Annotated in this window: 21 protein-coding genes and 2 pseudogenes; 10 read left to right on the top strand and 13 right to left on the bottom strand. The window is 66.0% G+C overall.

Translation table 11 applies throughout. The annotated features are described in order from the left end of the window. Positions 1 to 25: 25 nt before the first annotated feature. Positions 26 to 466 carry an alternative ribosome rescue aminoacyl-tRNA hydrolase ArfB gene (gene arfB, locus HNR09_RS01315; protein ID WP_179540406.1) on the bottom strand — a complete coding sequence of 147 codons (441 nt, stop codon included), beginning with the start codon at positions 464 to 466 and terminating at the stop codon, positions 26 to 28. A 119-nt stretch (positions 467 to 585) separates the two neighbouring features. On the opposite strand from arfB, the gene HNR09_RS01310 reads away from it, so the two are divergent. From HNR09_RS01310 to HNR09_RS01300, 3 genes are read left to right on the top strand one after another with little or no spacing between them, the layout of a single operon-like run. Then, positions 586 to 1,251, top strand: a complete 666-nt coding sequence (locus tag HNR09_RS01310; RefSeq protein WP_179540405.1) for a winged helix-turn-helix transcriptional regulator — start codon at positions 586 to 588, stop codon at positions 1,249 to 1,251. Between the two features lie 45 nt (positions 1,252 to 1,296). Continuing rightward, positions 1,297 to 1,944 carry a dihydrofolate reductase family protein gene (locus HNR09_RS01305; protein WP_179540404.1) on the top strand — a complete coding sequence of 216 codons (648 nt, stop codon included), beginning with the start codon at positions 1,297 to 1,299 and terminating at the stop codon, positions 1,942 to 1,944. A gap of 49 nt (positions 1,945 to 1,993) precedes the next feature. Continuing rightward, complete coding sequence (locus HNR09_RS01300; protein WP_179540403.1) at positions 1,994 to 2,596, top strand: dihydrofolate reductase family protein; 603 nt, start codon at positions 1,994 to 1,996, stop codon at positions 2,594 to 2,596. A gap of 67 nt (positions 2,597 to 2,663) precedes the next feature. On the opposite strand, the pseudogene HNR09_RS01295 reads toward HNR09_RS01300, so the two are convergent. The 8 genes and pseudogenes from HNR09_RS01295 to HNR09_RS01250 all read right to left on the bottom strand — a co-directional run. Continuing rightward, positions 2,664 to 2,885: pseudogene (locus HNR09_RS01295) on the bottom strand (integrase core domain-containing protein); the annotation flags it as partial. A gap of 16 nt (positions 2,886 to 2,901) precedes the next feature. Beyond that, positions 2,902 to 3,972, bottom strand: coding sequence for an IS110 family RNA-guided transposase (locus HNR09_RS01290; RefSeq protein ID WP_179540402.1), 1,071 nt, complete (start codon positions 3,970 to 3,972; stop codon positions 2,902 to 2,904). 353 nt (positions 3,973 to 4,325) lie between these two features. Then, entirely contained in the window at positions 4,326 to 5,723 is a 1,398-nt protein-coding gene (locus HNR09_RS01285) for an IS30 family transposase (RefSeq protein WP_378938398.1), read from the bottom strand. A 46-nt stretch (positions 5,724 to 5,769) separates the two neighbouring features. Beyond that, positions 5,770 to 6,729: pseudogene (locus HNR09_RS16020) on the bottom strand (IS3 family transposase); the annotation flags it as partial. A gap of 89 nt (positions 6,730 to 6,818) precedes the next feature. After that, complete coding sequence (locus HNR09_RS01265) at positions 6,819 to 7,238, bottom strand: winged helix-turn-helix transcriptional regulator (RefSeq protein ID WP_179540397.1); 420 nt, start codon at positions 7,236 to 7,238, stop codon at positions 6,819 to 6,821. 3 nt (positions 7,239 to 7,241) lie between these two features. Continuing rightward, on the bottom strand, positions 7,242 to 8,003 hold the full coding sequence (locus tag HNR09_RS01260) for an alpha/beta hydrolase (protein WP_179540396.1): 762 nt from the start codon (positions 8,001 to 8,003) through the stop codon (positions 7,242 to 7,244). 628 nt (positions 8,004 to 8,631) lie between these two features. Further along, positions 8,632 to 9,249, bottom strand: a complete 618-nt coding sequence (locus tag HNR09_RS01255; protein ID WP_179540395.1) for a M23 family metallopeptidase — start codon at positions 9,247 to 9,249, stop codon at positions 8,632 to 8,634. A 98-nt stretch (positions 9,250 to 9,347) separates the two neighbouring features. Then, on the bottom strand, positions 9,348 to 9,605 hold the full coding sequence (locus tag HNR09_RS01250) for a Smr/MutS family protein (protein WP_179540394.1): 258 nt from the start codon (positions 9,603 to 9,605) through the stop codon (positions 9,348 to 9,350). Between the two features lie 74 nt (positions 9,606 to 9,679). On the opposite strand from HNR09_RS01250, the gene HNR09_RS01245 reads away from it, so the two are divergent. Next, entirely contained in the window at positions 9,680 to 10,087 is a 408-nt protein-coding gene (locus HNR09_RS01245) for a RidA family protein (RefSeq protein ID WP_179540393.1), read from the top strand. A gap of 15 nt (positions 10,088 to 10,102) precedes the next feature. Here the strand turns inward: HNR09_RS01245 and HNR09_RS01240 are convergent, their stop codons facing one another. Then, on the bottom strand, positions 10,103 to 10,345 hold the full coding sequence (locus HNR09_RS01240) for a PspC domain-containing protein (protein ID WP_179540392.1): 243 nt from the start codon (positions 10,343 to 10,345) through the stop codon (positions 10,103 to 10,105). 161 nt (positions 10,346 to 10,506) lie between these two features. Here HNR09_RS01240 and HNR09_RS01235 point away from each other — a divergent pair, with 161 nt between their 5' ends. Both HNR09_RS01235 and HNR09_RS01230 read left to right on the top strand, forming a co-directional pair. After that, a complete protein-coding gene (locus HNR09_RS01235; RefSeq protein ID WP_179540391.1) occupies positions 10,507 to 10,920 on the top strand; it encodes a hypothetical protein in 414 nt (137 codons plus the stop codon). A gap of 47 nt (positions 10,921 to 10,967) precedes the next feature. Further along, complete coding sequence (locus tag HNR09_RS01230; protein WP_179540390.1) at positions 10,968 to 11,423, top strand: GNAT family N-acetyltransferase; 456 nt, start codon at positions 10,968 to 10,970, stop codon at positions 11,421 to 11,423. Here HNR09_RS01230 and HNR09_RS01225 read toward each other — a convergent pair. After that, complete coding sequence (locus tag HNR09_RS01225; RefSeq protein WP_070161895.1) at positions 11,411 to 11,707, bottom strand: DUF1905 domain-containing protein; 297 nt, start codon at positions 11,705 to 11,707, stop codon at positions 11,411 to 11,413. The genes HNR09_RS01230 and HNR09_RS01225 overlap by 13 nt on opposite strands. A gap of 49 nt (positions 11,708 to 11,756) precedes the next feature. Next, the gene (locus tag HNR09_RS01220) at positions 11,757 to 12,623 is read right to left on the bottom strand and encodes an SDR family NAD(P)-dependent oxidoreductase (protein WP_179540389.1); all 867 of its coding nucleotides are present in this window, start codon (positions 12,621 to 12,623) and stop codon (positions 11,757 to 11,759) included. 104 nt (positions 12,624 to 12,727) lie between these two features. Between HNR09_RS01220 and HNR09_RS01215 the strand changes: the two genes are divergently transcribed. Genes HNR09_RS01215 through HNR09_RS01200 form a run of 4 tightly spaced genes read left to right on the top strand, consistent with a single transcriptional unit; the run spans position 12,728 to position 15,182 of the window. Beyond that, positions 12,728 to 13,351: a TetR/AcrR family transcriptional regulator gene (locus HNR09_RS01215; RefSeq protein WP_179540388.1), complete on the top strand. Its 624-nt coding sequence runs from the start codon at positions 12,728 to 12,730 to the stop codon at positions 13,349 to 13,351. A gap of 42 nt (positions 13,352 to 13,393) precedes the next feature. Then, complete coding sequence (locus HNR09_RS01210) at positions 13,394 to 14,074, top strand: winged helix-turn-helix transcriptional regulator (RefSeq protein WP_179540387.1); 681 nt, start codon at positions 13,394 to 13,396, stop codon at positions 14,072 to 14,074. Between the two features lie 3 nt (positions 14,075 to 14,077). Next, complete coding sequence (locus HNR09_RS01205) at positions 14,078 to 14,725, top strand: dihydrofolate reductase family protein (protein ID WP_179540386.1); 648 nt, start codon at positions 14,078 to 14,080, stop codon at positions 14,723 to 14,725. A 52-nt stretch (positions 14,726 to 14,777) separates the two neighbouring features. Further along, positions 14,778 to 15,182: a VOC family protein gene (locus tag HNR09_RS01200; protein ID WP_179540385.1), complete on the top strand. Its 405-nt coding sequence runs from the start codon at positions 14,778 to 14,780 to the stop codon at positions 15,180 to 15,182. A 51-nt stretch (positions 15,183 to 15,233) separates the two neighbouring features. On the opposite strand, the gene HNR09_RS01195 is transcribed toward HNR09_RS01200, so the two are convergent. Further along, entirely contained in the window at positions 15,234 to 15,608 is a 375-nt protein-coding gene (locus HNR09_RS01195; protein ID WP_179540384.1) for a VOC family protein, read from the bottom strand. Between the last annotated feature and the right edge of the window lie 50 nt (positions 15,609 to 15,658).

Genomic DNA, 15,658 nt, shown 5'->3' with positions numbered 1-15,658 from the left:
TGCCGAAGTCTATCCGTCGGCAACCTCACTCGGCCCTGGGCGGCCTGCGGTAGCTCTTGGTCTCAGAGCGTCTGCGCTTTGCGTCCAGTCGTCGACGTCGGGAGCCTCTTGTGGGACGGGTCGGACGGCGGACGACGGCGGGGGCCACCGCCTCACCGAGCAGGGCGGAGAGGCGCTGCCTCGCCGCACTCCGGTTCCGCCGCTGGGAGCGATGCTCGGAGGCGCTGATCGTCAGCACGGTGCCGGTGAGCCTCTCGGCGAGCCGGTCGAGGGCGCGGGACCGCTGGGTGTCGTCCAGCGCCGTCGTCGTGCCCAGGTCCAGGCTGAGCTGCACCCGTGAGTCCGTGGTGTTGACGCCCTGGCCCCCGGGGCCGGAGGCGCGGGAGAACTGCTCGATGAGCTCTCCCTCGGGGATTCTGAGGCCGCGGGGCGCTCCGGGCCCCGGTGGCACGCGCAGATCGTCCATAGGACGAGTGTGCCGCATGCCAGGCGTGTGGTGCAGAGCAGGGCGGGTCGCTCAACTGGTGGCGTCGCCGCCCTGAAAAAGTGCTTGCCATTTCAAAGCCAACTCCATATTATGAAGTCATGACGAAGGACTACGGCCAGTTCTGCGGCCTCGCGAAGGCTGCCCGAGTGCTGGGGGAGCGGTGGGCGCTCCTGATCGTGCGTGATCTCAGCGTGGGGTCGCGGCGATTCAAGGAACTCCACGAGGGCCTCCCTGGAGTTCCGACGAGCGTGCTCACCACCCGCCTGCGGGAGCTGGAGCAGATGGACATCGTGGAGCGGCGGCCCGCGAAGCAGCCCGGACGGGGAGTGCTCTACGCGCTCACTCGGTACGGGGCCGAGCTCACGCCGATCCTCGACAGTCTCGGACGATGGGGGGCCCAGCGCATGAGCGTGCCCGCACCGGAGGACGTCATCACGAGTTCATCGCTGGCCGCTGCGCTGCGGGCGGCCTACCGGCCCGGGGTCATCACGACCCCCAGGACCTATCTGATCCATGCCGGCCCGGTGACGGCCTGGGCCATGGTCGACGGCGAGGAGGTCGTCATCAAGACCGGTCTTCCCGAATCCGATCCGGATCTGACCATCCACGCCGGACCGCAGCTGAGGCTGCTCCTGGCCGGGCGGCTCTCACCGGCGGAGGCGATCTCCTCCGGTGCACTCGAGATCGAAGGGTCCGACACGGAGCTGGTGACCTTTCTCCAGGCGTTCCACGTGCCCCTCGACGACGTCACCACCGTGGCATGACTCGACGAACCCGATCCCACGACGATCCCTGAAGGGCGTTCCATCATGAAACTCAGCATCAACCTGTTCACCACGTTGGACGGAGTCAGCCAGGGTCCAGGCAGTGCGGACGAGGACACCCGCGGCGACTTCACCCGCGGGGGATGGCTCATGCCGTTCTTCGATGAGGGCTGCGGCCAGGCGGTCAACTCGTGGTACCAGCGCTGCGGCGCCCTGCTGCTGGGGCGACGCACGTTCGACACCTTCGCCTCCCACTGGCCCCACGTCACCGATCCGGCAGATGCCGTGGCCTGGAAGATCAACAATCTCCGCAAGTACGTGGTCACCTCGTCCCCGCTGGGAACGGTCTGGGAAGACTCCAGCACGATCCTCGGTGAGGGGTTCCTCAAGGAGATCGCCCGATTCAGAGAGGCCGACGACGATCTCGAGCTGCAGGTCCACGGCAGCATCCACCTGGCCCGGACGCTGCACGAGGCGGGCCTCGTCGACATCTACCGTTTCCTGGTGGCGCCCGCAGTCGTCGGAGGGGGCTCGCGTGTCTTCGGCACGGACGGTCCCGCCTCCGCGATGCGCATCGAGCAGAGCACCGTGACGTCGAGTGGAGTCCTCTCCCTCGAGATGACTCCACGTGCCTTCGACAATTCGCTCGCAGCGGCCGTGCAGGACGGCCAGGACGTCATCGTCGAGCAGTGAGCCAACAGGCCCACCATCTGCCAGAACCACGACCCAGAGAAGGATCGCCATGAGCTTTGTCAGTGCGGACATCAGCATGTCCCTGGACGGGTATGTCACAGGACCGCATCCGAGCCGTGAGAGCGGCTTGGGCGCCGGCGGTGAGGCCATCCAGGAATGGGTCTTCCGCTCGGCGGAGTCGCCTGAGGACCGCAAGGTCCTCGAGCAGGGTGGAGAAAGGGCCGGAGCGGTGGTCATGGGCCGCCGGACCTTCGATTTCGTCGACGGCCCGAACGGCTGGGACGACACGATCAACTATGCGTACGATCATGATGTCCCGGAGCGACCGCCAGTGGTCGTCCTCACGCACTCCGCGCCGGAGGAGACTCGCCATGCGGAGGGATTCATCTTCGTCACTGAGGGAATCGATGCGGCGGTGAGCGAAGCCCGCCGGCTGGCAGGTGACCGTGAGGTCGTCATCATGGGCGGAGCCGAGGTCATCGACACCGCACTCGTGGCCGGACTGGTCGATCGACTACGCATCCATCTCTCGCCCGTCATCATGGGATCGGGGACGCGACTGTTCGATCTCGTGGGTGCGCCCCTGGCACTGAGGCAGGCCGAAGTCGTCGCCTCTCCACTCGCCACTCACCTCAGCTTCGATGTCCGCTGACGGAGCGCGCTAGACCTCTGCCAGGTTCCAGCTAGCAGCTCATTGAACCGTCCTGGGTTTCGTTCCGTCAAGCGGTAGCGAGAGCAGCCTCTCGCTGATGGTGGTCATGGTACTCGGCCTCGACCTCAGCAGGAGTGCGATAGCCGAGATGCTCGTGAAGCCGGCGCGTGTTCCACCAGTGGACCCAATTCATCGTGGCGAACTCCACTTCGGCCAGTCCGGGCCATGCTGGCTGTGAGTAGATCAGCTCGGCTTTGTAGAGTCCGTGAACCGTCTCGGCCAGCGCATTGATGCTCCTATAGTTGTCAACTGCGGATCACCCCGGTGTGGGGGTCTGTCTTGACGAGGTGGTAGACCTCTCGGATCACGTAGCGTTTTAGGCAACGGATGATGTCGCGTTTGGACTTGCCCTCGGCGGTGCGGCGGGCAACGTAGGCGATCGTTGGTTCGTGGAATCTCATCCTGACGATCACGGTGCGGTAGATCGCCGCATTGAGCTGTCTGTGTCCGCCTTGGTTGATGCGATGTTTCCCGCTAGTCTTCCCTGACCCTGCCGGGATGGGGCTGATGCCGGCGAGTTTCGCGAATGCTGCTTCGCTTTTGATGCGCTCGGGGTTATCGCCTGCGACGATGAGGATCTCGGCGGCGGTGTCGACCCCGATGCCGAATCGCTCCAGCAGGTGCGGTGCCCGCTGGGCCACGAGGTCCTTGAGCATCGCCTCCAGTTCAGTGATCTCGTCATTGAGCGCGAGCCAACGCTTGGCGATCGAGCGCAGTACGTGGCGGTTGGCATCCTCTGGGGTGTTCAGTCCGCGTGGGCGTAGCGTGGCACAGTGGCGAGCGATCATCTTCTGGGTCTTCCCGGCTGTTTCACGGCGCAGGTATTCTGAAGCGTGGACCAGCATGGCTTTGAGCGTGATCATCGCCCCGGTCCTGTCCTTGACCGCGGTATCGTGGGCGACTTTCAGCTGGCGGATCATCTCTACAGCCCCGTCGGCGCTTTTGGGGACCGCGGTGGCGAACCCTGCCAGTACGGCCCGGGCGGCGTTCTCGGCATCCAGGGTGTCTGACTTGCCGTTCAGACGCCGTAGCCGGCGATCCGGTCGGGCGACCTCGATGACTTTGCAGTCATGCCGCCTCAGGAATGAGGTCAGCGCGGCCCCGTAGGAGCCGGTTCCCTCGATGCCGAAGCCGATGATCTTGCCGAACCCGGCTGCCCACTCCAGCAGCTGCTTATAGCCCGTAGCGTCTGTGGCGATTGTGAGTGTGGCCAGGATCCCGCCGATGGAATCCATCACAGCAGCGACGTGGATGTGCTTGTGGGTGTCGACCCCGATGATGACGTGCCCGGAACGGGCGGTCTCGGTCGTAGTCATGGTTTCTGTTCCTCCTGCCGATTAGCGTGGGTATCACGCTGTCGCCGGCGGGTGGACAGGACTGTCATGGGGACGCTTTGACCAGGCTGCTCCAGGCTCCTATTGGGTCACGCCCGATCCGGCGGCAGTGGTTACTGCGCGCCCGGCCGGAGGCTCGACAGATCAACGCCAAGGCACCCTGCGGGCCAATCGTAACGATGGGGCAGAACACTCCGACCGGGACTACCCGATTCTTGCGGAACCTGGTGGAAACAGACTGACAGTCATACGAGTCGCCCACTGTCCCGACAGAAGGCCTGATCCCGTGTTCGGCGAGCTTCTCGGTCTAGGCGATGGCGACGTACTGGGCGGATTCAATCGGTCGTCGCAACACCGCCTAATTCAAGTAACTTTAGCTGTTCGGTGAACACCTCTGCCGGGGTCTTCCAGTCGAGGATTCTCCGGGGGCGGTTGTTGACCGCCAGAGCGACTGCTTCGAGGTCATCGGCGCTCCACCGGGACAGGTCGGTGCCCTTCGGGAAGTACTGGCGCAACAGCCCGTTGGTGTTCTCATTTGTGGGTCGCTGCCAGGGTGAGTGCGGATCGGCGAAGAACACCTTCGTCCCGGTCTCCAGCGTGAACTGGGCGTGTCCAGACAGCTCCTTGCCGCGATCCCAGGTCAGCGTTCTACGCAGCTGCTCGGGCAGAGTGGTCATCGATGCGGCCAGGGCCGCGTTCATCGCCGTGGCGCCGTAGCCGGCCAGCGCAGGACCGTTCTTGACCCGCGGGGTCTGGCCGTATCCCTTGAGCCGGGGCAGGTGCACGAGCATGGTGGCCCGGCTTTTGCGTTCGATGACGGTGCCGATCGCGGAGCGATGTGTGCCGATGATCAGATCCCCTTCCCAATGCCCCGGAACGGCACGGTCTGCGGCTTCGGCAGGACGTTCGCTGATCACCACGTCCTCGGTGACGTGACCCTGGGGCTTGTTCCGCGACCGGGCCCGGGGAACCCGCAGCGATCGGCCGGTGCGCAGGCACGCGACGAGTTCGCGCTTGAGCGCGCCCCGGCCCTCGATGAACAGGGACTGGTAGATCGCCTCGTGGCTGATGCGCATGGATTCATCCTCGGGGAAGTCGATCTTGAGCCTGTTGGCGATCTGTTCCGGGCTCCACGCGGTGGCCCACCGCCGATCGGCCCTGTGAGGCTTGGCCCGGCCCTTCCACACCGGCACTGAGGGGCCGGCCACGATCGTGCCATCCGGCCGGCGTACCTCGCCGCTGAGCCGGTCCTGGACGTAGTCCCTCAGCCTTGGGTTGATCACGAGCTTGGCGGTCTTCGGACGCCGAGCCATCAGCTCGGCCTTCCACTGTGCCACCGAGGCCCGATATTCCAGCTTGCCACCCCGAGTGGCGGCATTACGCCGTAGCTCCCGCGAAATCGTGGCCGGGTCCCTGCCGAGTCTGCGCGCGATCTGCCGTACCCCGATGTTCTGAGCCTTCAGGATCGTGATCTCGTCCCGCTCGGAAAAGGACAGGTAGCGCCCGCCAGGCTCGGTCAGCTCGATCGTCGACATACCGCCACCCTGCCGGAACCAGCGAGCCCCGACCGCCGGGGACACGCCTACCGCTCCGGCGGCGTCCTCAGAGGAGAGCCCCTTCGTAATCTCCTTCCAGAACTGACGCTCGACGCTGCGCGGGGTCGCCGGAGCCCCCGGCGAGATCATCGCCGACCGGCCCGTGAGTTCCTTCAACCATCCAGCTGGTCTGCCCATCAACACCCTCCTGGTTACGGTGTTGCGACGACCGATTGAATCCGCCCTGAGAGCCACGGTCCGAATGATGAACCAGTTCATGGCCGAGGTTCTGGCCGGAATCATCCCTGGCGGTGTTCAGCGCATGTTCCAGCGCTTCGAGCGAAAGTGCCTCGGTGGTCATTGATGATCGTGTCGCCCAACCGACGATCCGCCTGCTGTGAGCATCAGTGACGAAGGCGGTATAGACGAAGCCGCACGAGGTCCGCACGTAGGTGATATCAGCAACCCACAACTTCCCGGGCGCTGCGGCGGCGAAGTCCCGCTCGACCAGATCCGGACGCTCATCGGTGGCACCAGGCGCGGCCACAGTGGTACGCGGCCTGCGCCCGCGCACCACCCCCGCTGACCCCGGCCTCGCGCATCAACCTGGCGATCTGGTCGCGGCCGATCTGCCAGCCTGCCCGGTGCATCACATGCCACATCTTCCGCACCCCGTAGACGGCGAAGTTCTCGGAATGCAGCCGAGTGATCTCTCCGATGAGCAGCCGATCGCGTAGCGCCCTCGCCGAGGGCTGCCGGGCCTTGGCGGCACGGTACCCTCGCGAGGTGATGAACCCACCTTCTGCCTCGCTGAACACGCGGCAGATGAGCTCGACCCCGAAACGACCCCGGTACTCGTCGATGAACCGGATCATCTCGTGGTGGGGCGGTCGAGCTCTGCGGCGAAAAACGTCGAGGCGGTCTTGAGGATTTCGTTGGCCCGGCGCAGTTCGGCGTTCTCCCGGCGCAGTCTCGCCAGCTCCTGCTGATCCTCAGCTCCACCATCAGTGCGACCCTGATGGGTCTGCTCGGCTGCGAGTCGGGATTGTTCGACCCAGTTGCGCAACGTGTGGGGCGAGACGCCTCCCAGCGCGTCGCTGACGGCCACCAGAGCATTCCAGTTGCCGGACTGTTCGGCGCGTTGATGATCGGTGACCATCCTGACCGCCCGGTCCTTGAACTCTGGGCTGCACTTCTTCGGCATGTTCATATCTTTCCGCTCATAGGGAGCGGAACGAGACCCAGGACGGTTCATAGTCAACTGAACCTTCAGCGGGCCCGTATGCGTAGGTGTCACGTTGCGTTCTTGGCTCGAAGACTCTTCATGCGCGCAGCCCACGACGCGGGGACCTCGTAGTCCAGTTCGCGCGCAATGACGGCCTTATCGGGGTCGGCGGGGCAATGTACTGCGCCCCAGGTCCCGATCGTCGCGAGGACGGGGACGAGATCGATGCCGCTGTCAGTGAGGTTGTAGATGGCTTTCTGCTTGTGCGTCGGGTCATCGGCGCGGGTGAGGATGCCGGCGTCGACGAGTCGGTCGAGGCGGTCGGCGAGGACGCTGCTGGTCAGGCCCTCATCCGAGCCGCGCAGAATTTCGCGGAAGTGTCGACGATGTGCGAAGGCGATGTCACGCAGGATCAGCAACGTCCACCGGTCTCCGAACAGCTCGACGGCGAGGTTGATCGGGCAGCCTGACCGTCCGGTTGCAGCCACTGCTCAGGCCTTCGCGGAAGCGTAGTGACGGAACTCCGCCTCGAGCAGATCGACCGTGGCGTCGAGGGCCGAGACCATGGGCCAATGTCCGCTGACGAGGTGCCTGCGCCGCCATCCCGCAGCCGACGTGGCGACAGGGGGAGCCTCCTTCCAAGCCTCGTCGAATCCTCCGCTGGGTGTGAGAGCGACATAGGTCGAAGGCTGCCATTCTGCAGGGGTCGATAGGTGGGCCTGGTCGAGGATTGTTCGCCCTGGGTGCGGTGTGAAGCGTGAGGCCAGATGGTCTCGCTCACTGGGGGAGAGGTCTGTCTCGAAGTCGAGCATCTGCCGAGTGGGGGCGTGCCACAGATTGCCCGCTGCCTCGATGTCTGCCCGCTCCTGTGCGCGCTGTACGTCTGACCCGCCCCAGTCGTCGAGGAGGGATCGCTTGTCTTTCGCGATGAATGCGCCGACATGGATGAGGCCGACCACGTGGTCTTTGAGGCGGTCCGCCGCTGAGGATGTGACGACGCCTGAGTAGGAGTGTGAGATCAGTACGACAGGCCGCGAGCTGTCGCTGCTGACGTGTTCGATGAGTTGATTGACATGGTCGTCGAGGCGTACTTCTGCGATATCTGCATCGGATTGACCGGATGCGAGCCCCTTGAGCGTGATCGCTTCCGCGTCGATGCCCCGGTTTCGCAGCCGCTCGGCGGACTGCTGCCAGATCCAACGTCCCATCCAGGCTCCGGGGACGAGGATGGCCTTCGTTGCTGGCGTGGTCATGGCGCTCTCCTGACTGATCGCACTTTACGATCAGTCTGAGGATAGCGGTGACTGATCGTAAAACACAACCAGTAGGCTGTCTTGGGATACTGGCCAGGATTGAGGGCCTGAGGCTGGTCGGCGAGCTCGTGGCGCGGGTGCGGGAGGGGCTGGCGCGCCGCTGAGCAGTGCCGTGTGTCGGATCGCCAGACGTGACTGAATGCGGTGCTCGTCCGCCTCGACGTGTGAGTCGTCGGAGTGGTTCGCCGCTGCGGTCTCTCATGCCTCGGCTGCACTGGTCTCCGGTGATCTTGGGTCCGTTCATCGACGGTCGTGAGCGCACCTCAGGTACCGTGCGAAAGCTCGCGTCCGAGGACCAGAGTCCTCAGTCGTGGGTCGACTGATGAATCATCACCAGCGGCATCTACCAGCGCCTGTTCCGCCCGGTCTCGGGAGATGAAGGCCATCTGCTCTATGGCTGAGATGTCTTCATCTGGAGTGTCTGACGGACCGCCACTGCTGAGCAGGTGGATGCTGACGCCGTCGGCAGGCTCCTGTTGTGAGGCGTCCGCCTGCGATGAGGAAATGTAAGTGGCGAACACCGTGACAATCCATGCGCGCAGGTCAGACCCCGAGGGGCCCGCGTCGGCTACCTGGAAACGTCAACTGTCTCGCGGTTGTGAGGCACGGAGCCTCGGAACGTCACGGGTATGGGGCGGGCCGAGCCGATGTCCGTGCTGTCGACCGCCTGGACATGAAGATGCGGCTCGGTGCTGTTCCCTGAGTTCCCGCAGCCGGCGATGATCTCTCCTGGGCTGACCCGCTGTCCTGGGCCGACCGCGACACTTGCCTGCTGGAGATGGCATAGGGCTATGACGGCGCCGTCGGACTCGATGAACACGTAGTTGCCGGCGAGGCTCTCCCATCCGCCGGCCACCCGCTGGCGTTGTGAGAGTGCGTAGCTGAGGGAAGGCAGCCCGCGGTGGGCGACATGGTCAGGCGCGTCATCGCGCGTCGCCACGACGACGCCATCGATCGGCGAGAGGATCGGGCGCCGGAACCCGGGAAATCGATGTGGTGGTTCTGGACGGATGAATGATCCAAGACGCATCGGTGCAGTGCGCCCGCTGGTGCTCACGGGGGCGAAATCGATGGCGTACGCTGAAGCGAACACCGACGTACCATGGCTCGGCACTCGGTCAGCTGGGCTGTTCTCCACGAGCCACTTTCCTGAGGACGGGTAGTCGAGGTCAATCGTGGTTGTCATCGAGTTCCTCTGCTGACCTGTACGTGATCGCCGTCGGCTGACCGGTCGACCACACGTCAGCCGATGCCGTCGCCCCCACCATCCGGGCGCAAGGCTCGTCAGTGCTTGAAGTGCACGAACACGCGCCCGAAGTTCTTGCTGTCCTTCTCCACCCGGTGATATCTGGCCTTGACGTCCTTGCGGTCCAGGAACCGCAGCACCCGCTTCTTCAGCTGTCCGCTGCCCTTGCCGGGAATGATCTCCACGGTCTTCACCTTCGTGCGTTCGGCTTCGTCGATGATCTCAGTGAGCGCACGGTCGATGTCGCGGCTCCTGTTGAAGATGTCATGCAGATCAAGAGTGAGTCGTTTCGACATTGCTGGGCCCATCGTCGGTTGGACGTGCCATCATCCCCAGGCTACAAGGTCGTCTGATCTGGGATGCTGGTCCTATGCCCAGTGCCGTGAATCTCATCCGTTCTGACACCCTCTCCGACGTCGCCGAGTACGCCTACGCGGCCACCGCACCCAAGGAGGCCAGGTTGGTCTTCCTCGCCGGGGCCTGCCCGCTCAATGCCGACGGCGCCACGGTCGCAGTCGGCGACTATGCCGGTCAGGCGGCGGCATGCGTGGCGACGATGAAGGACGCCTTGGCCGCGGCAGGAGCCCGGATTGATGACGTCCTCAGCACGCGCGTGCTGGTGGCGTCATCGTCCCAGGCTGATCTCGTGGCGGCCTGGGAGGTGGTGCGTGATGCGTTCGGAGACCATGATGTCCCGAGCACGCTGATGGGGGTCACCGTCCTCGGCTATGACGACCAGCTGGTCGAGATCGAAGCCGTGGCCGCAGTGGTGGACTGAGGGCACCCGCCGCTCTCAGGTGCGCCGCAGGGCCTGCTCGAGCGGAATGCGGCCGTCCTGCCACGGCGTCAGGAGCCAGACGATCACATAGGCACCGACCCCCAGCACCGGGAGAAGGAACGATGCGAGCAGCAGGGCCCGCACGAGCCAGACATTCGCCCCGAGCTTCTCGGCGATGGCCCCGCCGATTCCTGCGACGAGACGGTCAGGGCCTCGCCGGAAGCCGAGCGAGCGGATGGTGTCGAAGATGCGATCCATGCTCCCGATGGTACGCGCACCGTCTTGGCAGTCCCTGCTGGGCACGCTCCGAGTGGGCGATGGCCGCTGAGCGGTGGGCGCAGACCACCCTCGCTTCCGAGTTATCCACAGATGCCCGGAGGGGGTGGTGGCCGGTGCGACGCCCGGCGGAGGATCGAGGCATGAGTTTCGAAGACCTCCCGGAGAACTGGACCGAGATGCCCCTGACCTCGCAGCAGCTGGCAGCCGACGTGGTGGATCTGCTGATCAGTGAGAAGGACCGTGCACAGAGCACGATGCTTCTGCTGCCCTGCGATGCCCGCGGCGTCGCCTACCCCGCCCCAGTGCTGATCAGCGAGATCGACTGGCACGTCGGGCCGTCCGAGCGTCGAGAGATGCTGGAGGCCCTGGCCTCCCTGCAGCTGGACTCTGCGTTGGTGGCGGCGTCCTTCCGTCATCGCCTGTCCGACGCCGTCGTCGCCGCCTGGGCCACTGATCTGCAGGAGATCTTCGACGACGCGGGCACCTGGCTGCTGGGGTTCTTCAGCGTCTGGCCTCTCACGGTGGAGCCGGTGGCGCTGAGGCTCAGGGCGTGAGCGGGCTGCGGGAGCTCAGTGCCCGAAGGGGCGCGTAGGCTCTCCCCATGGCGCCTCACGAATTCGTCCCCGCAGACTTCGACCCGCCGACCGCATTGGCCACCCGGCAGTTCCGGCTCGAGCCGCTGGGTCCGCAGCACAATGAGGCCGACCTCCGGGCGTGGACATCGAGCATCGCGCACATCAGGGCCACTCCGGGGTATCCGGACGGCTCCTGGCCGCCGGAGCAGGGCACGAGCCCGGAAGAGAACCTCGCCGACCTCACCCGGCACGCGGCCGACTTCGTCGCGCGTCGAGGTTTCACCTTCACGGTGCTCGATCCCGACGACGACGTCATCGGCTGCGTGTACCTGTATCCCTGCGCTTCCCCGGAGCATGACGTGGAGGTACAGTCCTGGGTGCGGCAGGACCGCGCCGAGCTGGACGAGCCGCTCGCCCAGGCGGTGGCGGACTGGCTGGTCGTCGCCTGGCCCTGGGAGAACCCGGACCGTCACGGTCGCTGACCCCGCACCTCCACCGTGACGGTGACGTGGTCACCGACGTCGATCCGCTCGGCCCGCTGCACCGCCACTTTCACCGGCACCAGGAAGCGGCCGTCCTTCGGCCAGACGGCCGTGTCGAAGTCGGTGGCGCCGATGGTGGCGCTCACCGGCACCTGCCCCCAATACATGAGACCCCGGGCGGCCTCCTTCATCTGGGCGGAGACCTCTTCCGGCATGGGCGCAAAGACGAATGGTGCAGGTCCGCGCCATTCGATGAGCTCTGCGTCGAAGGTCCAGCCCGTCATCGACTCTCCATGCGCTCATGCTAGCGGCAGGCCGGGGCAGGGGCGCTCGTCAGGCCGAGTCCTCCGGCCAGTCGAACGGTCGGCGTGTCCCGTAGGAATCACGGCGGGCGGCGTAGGCCAGGGTGGCCTGCTCCGGGGCGTCGTCGCCGATCAGGACCCGCAGGGGGCGGTCGGGGTCGCCCAAGTGCGCGATCAGGGCGTCGGCGGCGAGGCGAGGATCGGCGTCCGTCGGCTGCGTGTCGGCATCAGGGGCGGGCCACGGGACAACGGGGGTGCCGAAGAGGTCGGTGCGCAGCGCGTCGTACTCGGGCTTCGGTTCGGCGAACGTCATGCTCGTCCCGGCCCAGTCGGTCGCGAAGCCGCCCAACTGGGCGATCGTCACCCGGATGCCGAACTGCGCGACCTCGGCGGACAGCGCCTCGCTGAACCCTTCGAGGGCCCATTTGCTGGCGTTGTACACCCCGAACGTCGGCATGGCTCCGACGGCGCCCACCGTGGAGATCTGCACGATGTCGCCACCGCCGCCGGCCCGCAGGTGGGGGATCGCGGCGCGTGAGACCCACATGGCGCCGAACAGGTTCAGGTCCACGAGGTCGCGGGCCTGCTGCTCCTCGACCTCCTCGATCGCGCCGACGAAGCCCGCGCCGGCGTTGTTCACGACGACGTCGAGACCGCCGGACTCCTGGGCCGCGTCATCGACGACGGCGGTGACGGCCTGGGCGTCACGGACGTCGAGCAGAACCTCCCGGGCTGAGTTCGGATGGGCATCGACCAGCTGCGACATCGCTCCGGGGCTGCGGACGGTTCCGATGACGCGGTCTCCCTGTGCCAGGGCGGCCTGCGCGAAGGCGCGACCCAGTCCGCGGCCTGCGCCGGTGATGAGCCAGGTGCGGACGCGAGCTGGTGTCTCAGGCATGGCAAGTTCCCTTCAGCGAAACGGTTCGTCTCGCCAGTATCATGAGCGACGCTTCATCCTGTCAAGACGGTGCGTCTCGTCTCGCGATGAGGTACTCTACCGGCATGACGCCTACGCCGGAGACCTCCACGTCGGGAGCGCGGGAACCTGACGCGTCCCGACGCAGTGATCGAGCCCGCCGAGCGATCCTCTCTGCGACGCGCGAGCTGATCAGCGACGTCGGCTACGCCCGGCTGAGCATCGAAGGCATCGCCTCGGCCGCCGGCGTCGGCAAGCAGACGATCTACCGCTGGTGGAGGTCAAAGGCCGCCGTCGTCTTTGATGCGATTCTGGAGGCCAACTCGCAGGACGGCGGGTCCGTGGCGTTGCCGGACACCGGTGACCTCGAATCGGATCTCCGGGCCGTGCTGCGGGGGACCGTCGCCGCGCTGACCGAGCCCGCCACCGACCGCCTCCAGCGCGCGATCACCGCAGAGATTCAGGCGGACCTCGTCGTCGCTGACGAGTTGGTGCACCGTCTGCTCCGTCCTCAGCTCGACGCCACCGCGGCGCGCATCACGGCAGGGGTGCAGGCTGGTCAGGCCGGTGAGTCCGTGAATCCGCAGCTGGCGGCGGAGCTCCTCTTCGGCCCGCTCTTCCACCGCTGGCTGCTGCGAACCGGCCCGCTGGATGACGAGTTCGCCGATGGTGTGCTGGCCATGGTTCTGGCGGGCCTGCGGCCCCGCTGACGAACCCTTGTCATTCCGGAGTTGACTTCGTATTGTGAAGTCATGACGAAGGACTACGGCCAGTTCTGCGGCCTCGCGAGGGCGGCCCGCGTGCTGGGGGAGCGGTGGGCGCTTCTCATCGTGCGTGATCTGAGCGTCGGACCGCGGCGATTCAAGGACATCCACGAGGGGCTCCCCGGAGTGCCGACGAGTGTGCTCACCACGCGGCTGCGCGAGTTGGAACAGATGGAGGTCCTGGAGCGGCGCGCCGCCGAGCAGCCCGGAGGGGGAGTGCTCTACGCCCTCACAGCGTACGGGGCCGAACTCACGCCCATTTTGGACAGACTCGGGCGATGGGGCGCCCAGCGCATGAGCGCCCCGGAGCCCGGCGAGATTCTCACGAGTTCGTCTTTGGCGGCTGCACTTCGTGCGGCCTATCGGCCGGGCATCATCTCGGCTCCCACGACCTACCTCATCCATGCAGGAGCCGCGAGTGCCTGGGCGTCCGCCGGAGGCGAAGACCTCGACGTCGGGGCCGACATCCCCGTCTGCGACCCTGACGTGGTCATCCACGCCGGGCCCCGGCTGAGGCTGCTGTTGGCCGGCCGCCTCTCCCCGGAGGACGCCGTCACCTCCGGGGAGCTCACCATCGAGGGTCCTGCCGCAGACCTTGAGGTCTTCGCCCAGGCGTTCCACGTCCCGCTGGCCCTCACTGTTTCCCCGACCGCGTCAGAAGGGCCTTGAGCCATGAAACTCAGCATCCATCTCTTCACGACATTCGACGGCGTCAGCCAGAGCCCCGGAAGCGCCGAGGAGGACACTCGCGGCGGATTCAGACACGGGGGATGGTTCATGCCGTTCTTCGACGAGGGCTGCGGTCATGCGATCGACGCGTGGTACGAGCGCTGCGGCGCCCTGCTGCTGGGGCGGCGCACCTTCGACACCTTCGCCTCCCACTGGCCGCATGTCACCGACCCGGAGGATTCAGTGGCCGCTCAGATCAACAGGGGGCACAAGTATGTGGTCACATCCTCACCCCTGGGCGAGACCTGGGCGGACACGAGCACACTCCTCGGCGACGGCTTCCTCGAGGACGTCGCCAGGCTCAAAGCGGTGGAGGATGACCTCGAGCTGCAGGTCCACGGCAGCATCCACCTGGCGAGGACGCTGCACGAGGCCGGCCTGGTCGACATCTACCGGTTCCTCGTCGCCCCGGTGGTCGTCGGTGCCGGATCCAGGATCTTCACTCCGGACACGCCACCGACGGCGATGCGTGTCGAGCAGAGCACCGTCACCGCCAGCGGGGTCTTTGCCACGGAGATGACGCCCCGCGACTTCGGGAACTCGCTCAGCGTCACCGTCGAGGACGGCAAGAACATCATCGTCGACGCCTGACCCACCACCCAGGAGCCGTACGGCGCCTGCCACCACGGAAAGGAGGGAGGCCATGACCTCCCCGCATCAGCCCCTCACCGTCTGCCTGCCGATCGACGATCGACGGCGTGCCATGGACTTCTACCGGGACGCCTTCGGCTTCGAACCGGTCGGCCCGCTCGCCGACGACGGCGTCCCCGAGCCTCTGCAGTTCAGCGTCACTGCCGGTGTCACGCTGATGCTGATCCCGAGGGGAGGGTTCGGCTGGGTGATCGACCCCCGGCCGGCCGCCCCCACAGGCCAGAGCGAATGTGTGCTGAGCCTCACAGTGGACACCGCGGAGGAGGTCGACCGTCTGGCCGAGCGCACTCACGCGGCAGGAGGGGAGGTGACCTCCCCTCCGCAGCGTCAGGGCTGGGGATACGTCGCGGTCTGCGCCGACGTCGACGGGCACCTGTGGCAGATCATCGCCCTCTAGTCCTCCCCGGTCCTCCTCGTCCGAAGCATCACTGGAAGGGGCGCTTGTCCGTCAGAGGTAGGGGCGGGTGAGGAGCTCCAGATAGTGCCCTGAAGGATCCAGCAGATAGACGCCGCGGCCACCGTGTCCCTGATTGATCTTCCCGGGCTGGGATCTCTGAGGGTCCGCCCAGTGTGGGATCTGCTGGTCCGTGATCTTCTGATAGGCGCGATCGAAGTGGTCGTCGTCGACCAGGTACGCGTAATGCTGCGGCGGAAATTCCATCGGCGGTGTGGCGAACTGGAGGAGCACGCCGTCGGTGAGCTGGACGTTGTGGAAGGGGCCCCACGAGGGGGCCTGGTCTGCTTCGAGCAGGTCGCGGTAGAACCCCGCCATCTCGGCGGGGTCAGTTGAGGCGATGATCGTGTGGTTGAAACGCGCTGTCATGGTTCTCCTGGTGGGTCGTGAGTGGGTGGGGCAGAGCACTCACGCAAGGA

The organism is Nesterenkonia xinjiangensis, from assembly GCF_013410745.1.
Taxonomy (GTDB): Bacteria; Actinomycetota; Actinomycetes; order Actinomycetales; family Micrococcaceae; genus Nesterenkonia; species Nesterenkonia xinjiangensis.
Note: the sequence above shows the minus strand (reverse complement) of the source record. Positions and strands in the feature narration are given on the sequence as shown.

Coding starts and splice junctions, on each gene's coding strand:
- HNR09_RS01215 (WP_179540388.1), top strand. CDS start 12,728: ATGACGCCTACGCCGGAGACCTCCACGTCGGGAGCGCGGGAACCTGAC.
- HNR09_RS01245 (WP_179540393.1), top strand. CDS start 9,680: ATGCCCAGTGCCGTGAATCTCATCCGTTCTGACACCCTCTCCGACGTC.
- HNR09_RS01200 (WP_179540385.1), top strand. CDS start 14,778: ATGACCTCCCCGCATCAGCCCCTCACCGTCTGCCTGCCGATCGACGAT.
- HNR09_RS01310 (WP_179540405.1), top strand. CDS start 586: ATGACGAAGGACTACGGCCAGTTCTGCGGCCTCGCGAAGGCTGCCCGA.
- HNR09_RS01195 (WP_179540384.1), bottom strand. CDS start 15,608: ATGACAGCGCGTTTCAACCACACGATCATCGCCTCAACTGACCCCGCC.
- arfB (WP_179540406.1), bottom strand. CDS start 466: ATGGACGATCTGCGCGTGCCACCGGGGCCCGGAGCGCCCCGCGGCCTC.
- HNR09_RS01250 (WP_179540394.1), bottom strand. CDS start 9,605: ATGTCGAAACGACTCACTCTTGATCTGCATGACATCTTCAACAGGAGC.
- HNR09_RS01220 (WP_179540389.1), bottom strand. CDS start 12,623: ATGCCTGAGACACCAGCTCGCGTCCGCACCTGGCTCATCACCGGCGCA.
- HNR09_RS01205 (WP_179540386.1), top strand. CDS start 14,078: ATGAAACTCAGCATCCATCTCTTCACGACATTCGACGGCGTCAGCCAG.
- HNR09_RS01290 (WP_179540402.1), bottom strand. CDS start 3,972: ATGACTACGACCGAGACCGCCCGTTCCGGGCACGTCATCATCGGGGTC.
- HNR09_RS01255 (WP_179540395.1), bottom strand. CDS start 9,249: ATGACAACCACGATTGACCTCGACTACCCGTCCTCAGGAAAGTGGCTC.
- HNR09_RS01210 (WP_179540387.1), top strand. CDS start 13,394: ATGACGAAGGACTACGGCCAGTTCTGCGGCCTCGCGAGGGCGGCCCGC.
- HNR09_RS01285 (WP_378938398.1), bottom strand. CDS start 5,723: ATGGGCAGACCAGCTGGATGGTTGAAGGAACTCACGGGCCGGTCGGCG.
- HNR09_RS01240 (WP_179540392.1), bottom strand. CDS start 10,345: ATGGATCGCATCTTCGACACCATCCGCTCGCTCGGCTTCCGGCGAGGC.
- HNR09_RS01305 (WP_179540404.1), top strand. CDS start 1,297: ATGAAACTCAGCATCAACCTGTTCACCACGTTGGACGGAGTCAGCCAG.
- HNR09_RS01260 (WP_179540396.1), bottom strand. CDS start 8,003: ATGACCACGCCAGCAACGAAGGCCATCCTCGTCCCCGGAGCCTGGATG.
- HNR09_RS01300 (WP_179540403.1), top strand. CDS start 1,994: ATGAGCTTTGTCAGTGCGGACATCAGCATGTCCCTGGACGGGTATGTC.
- HNR09_RS01225 (WP_070161895.1), bottom strand. CDS start 11,707: ATGACGGGCTGGACCTTCGACGCAGAGCTCATCGAATGGCGCGGACCT.
- HNR09_RS01235 (WP_179540391.1), top strand. CDS start 10,507: ATGAGTTTCGAAGACCTCCCGGAGAACTGGACCGAGATGCCCCTGACC.
- HNR09_RS01230 (WP_179540390.1), top strand. CDS start 10,968: ATGGCGCCTCACGAATTCGTCCCCGCAGACTTCGACCCGCCGACCGCA.